Source organism: Streptomyces flaveolus, from assembly GCF_000716535.1.
Taxonomy (GTDB): Bacteria; Actinomycetota; Actinomycetes; order Streptomycetales; family Streptomycetaceae; genus Streptomyces; species Streptomyces flaveolus_A.
Genome location: NZ_JNWV01000106.1, coordinates 1 through 2,622 on the forward strand (window position 1 = coordinate 1; position 2,622 = coordinate 2,622).

Here is a 2,622-nt window from a genome sequence, read left to right on the forward strand (position 1 = left end):
CATCCGGCTCGGCACGTGGCTGGACAACACCCGCCGCCGGGCCGACAAACTCACCCCCGAACGGCGGGCGGAGTTGGACCGGCTCGGCATGCGCTGGTAGCCCGGGAGCTCCACGCCGAATGGGACCGTGCCGAGTGAGCCGACTCACGCTGGTTGTCACCTTGGCGGGCGGGTTGTCACCTGTCGAGGGGGCTGCTGCTTGACGCTCACGTCGAGCAGCAGCTTGTAGCTGGGCGAAGTTCCGCTGCAGTGGCTCAGTACGCGGAGTTGACGTTGTCGATGGAGCCGTAGCGGTGGGCGGCGTAGTTGGCGGCGGCGGTGATGTTGGCGACCGGGTCGGTGGAGTTGTTGGCGGTGCCGGCGACGTGGAATGCCTTGAACGTGGGGTCGATGACCTGGAGCAGGCCCTTGGAGGGGGTGCCGTTCTTGGCGTTGACGTCGTAGTTGTTCTGGGCGTTGGGGTTGCCGCCGGACTCGCGCATGATGTTGCGGTGCAGGCCCTCGTAGGTGCCGGGGATGCCCTTGGCCTTCATGATGGTCAGGGACTGCTTGATCCAGCCGTCGAGGTTGTTCGCGGCACCCTTGGCACCGGCGGGATCGGCGGTCTTGGAGGCGATGGCGGGGGCGGCCTTGGGGGCCTCGGCGGCGTGGGCGGTGGCCGGCGTCAGCGTCAGGGCCGCGGCTGCGGCGCCGGTGGTGACCAGGCCGGTGACGGCCAGGTTGCGCAGACGGGCGAGGCGGGACGCGGCGGTGATCGCGGTCATGGGGGTCTCCTACGGGACGTCTTTGAGGCGCCGGCCGGGTGATCCGGTCGCGGCCTGTCGGGCGTCGGGGCGAGGCCCCGCACAGCGCGGCGAACAAGGTCGGCCCCGGCGATCCCGCCCGGCCCGACCCGCTGCTTGCGGCGACGAGAGACATGGTTAGCGACCGCGAGAACGGGAGGCAAGACTGTGACCTACTACCCAAGGGCGTAGAAATTGCCCTAATTCGGTCATTCTGTTGCTTTCCTGTGCGTCAGACCGCTGTGCGGCTCTACGATCCCGCTTAGGACGTGACCTGCCTCTCGTGGGTGGCGTCACGCGCAGAGCCGGAAAAACGGGCTTCCGGCCGGGCCGGCTCCACCCGGAAGGGGGGGGCAGCGTGCAGCCCGGAAGGGGCGCAGCGTGCAGCCCGGAAATGCGTACACGTGATCGGTCCAGCCCTCTCCAGGGTGACCGCGGGATGCTGATGCGGGCTCGGCGGGCCCGCCGGTAGGGGGCCCGCGTACTTCTTGGCCCCGGCCAGGAAACCGAGCGCCGACGTCCGGGCGGACGGGTCCACTTCCCGGGAGGCCAGACACTGCTTGCCGCGGGCGCCGCCGGTGCCGTAGGTGCCGCAGGCCAGCCACTCGCACACGGCCGCGTCGAGCGAGGCAGCCTGCGGGTCTGGCCGTACTTGCCCACGATGTAGGAGGCGTAGGCGAGGTGGGTGTCGGGGACGGGGCGGCCGGTGACCGAGGACGTCCAGTGCTCCACCGTCTTCGGGCCGGGGTAGCCGCCCGCCGCGTCCGGGCCCTTGCGCGTGGGATCGGCGCAGAACGTCTCGTAGGTGCCGCACACCGTCATGCCCTATCGGCCCGGATGCGCCGATAGGGGAGCCGGCGGCGTGGCCATCGCTGTCGGGGATCGCGTAGCCCGGTGTGAACTTGTCGTCGCTTCCCGTCGGGTAGGCGGGTGCGCTGGTGGAGCCAGGAGCACAGGGTGCGCGCGCAGCTGAAGGTCGTCGCCGAGGACTTTCGCCGCACGGGAGGACGGGGCAAGGGGGATCAGGCGTCCGCTGGCCGCGTCCACGGCGTGGGCCACCAGCTTCATCGCCGTGCTCTTTCCGGCGCCCGCCGGGCCGAGACCTGCCGGCAGCAGTCACTCGGACAGGACGAAGGAGGAGGCCAGCGCACGCTGCCCGGCGTCCATCGGACCGCGGTGGACAGCAGCGACGCGGGCGAACGTTGCCCGGCCCACCGGCGGGATCACGCCCGTGCGGGCAGCGGCCAGGCGCAGCACGGTCGGGCACGGCCGCCCGCCAGGACCCCGCGCAGCACGGTCGGGCACGGCCGGCCGCCAGGACGCCGCGCAGCGGGCGGATCACGGTGGTCAGCCGCGGCGGGACCACCAGCGCCGCCGCTCGCCCTGCTCCTGGCGGTGGCTATCGCCCGTGTCGGGCGCGGCCGGGGTCATGGCGGGGGCCGGTATCGGGACTGCCGAGGGTGGCCGCGAGGAAGCGGGAGGGCGGCGTGGCCCGGGCACAGCGGCGGCTCGAGCGGCCGGACAGACGGAAACGGCACAGCGGACGCAGCCCAACTCAGCAGCCGGCACAATGCGGCCGCCAGTGCACGAGCGGGCGGGAAACACAGCGCCCCGACGGGCGGGAATGCACGGGCACGGCGGGACGGGCGCGGGCACGCCAGGCGACCGGGGAGCGGCGCGGAGACGCGGAGGATACGGCGGCGGGCGCGGACAGGAGGCGGCGCGGCGCGGGCACAGCGGGCGGGATGGCGCGGGCACAGCCGCAGGACGCGGGACGGCCGGCGGCCCGGCCCAAGGACAGCGGACAGGCGGCGGGCGGGGGGCGGGGGGCGGGCGGGGG

General features: G+C 73.2%; 3 protein-coding genes. 1 reads left to right on the forward strand and 2 read right to left on the reverse strand.

All coding sequences use genetic code 11. The annotated features are described in order from the left end of the window. Position 1: 1 nt before the first annotated feature. A complete protein-coding gene (locus tag OO52_RS53860; RefSeq protein WP_267881582.1) occupies positions 2-100 on the forward strand; it encodes a helicase associated domain-containing protein in 99 nt (32 codons plus the stop codon). 154 nt (positions 101-254) lie between these two features. Here OO52_RS53860 and OO52_RS45300 read toward each other — a convergent pair whose 3' ends face one another. Together OO52_RS45300 and OO52_RS53865 are read right to left on the reverse strand one after the other, a co-directional pair. Next, a complete protein-coding gene (locus tag OO52_RS45300; protein ID WP_030659254.1) occupies positions 255-764 on the reverse strand; it encodes a transglycosylase SLT domain-containing protein in 510 nt (169 codons plus the stop codon). Positions 765-1,607: 843 nt separating this feature from the next. Then, entirely contained in the window at positions 1,608-1,850 is a 243-nt protein-coding gene (locus OO52_RS53865) for a hypothetical protein (RefSeq protein ID WP_234340024.1), read from the reverse strand. Positions 1,851-2,622: the final 772 nt, after the last annotated feature.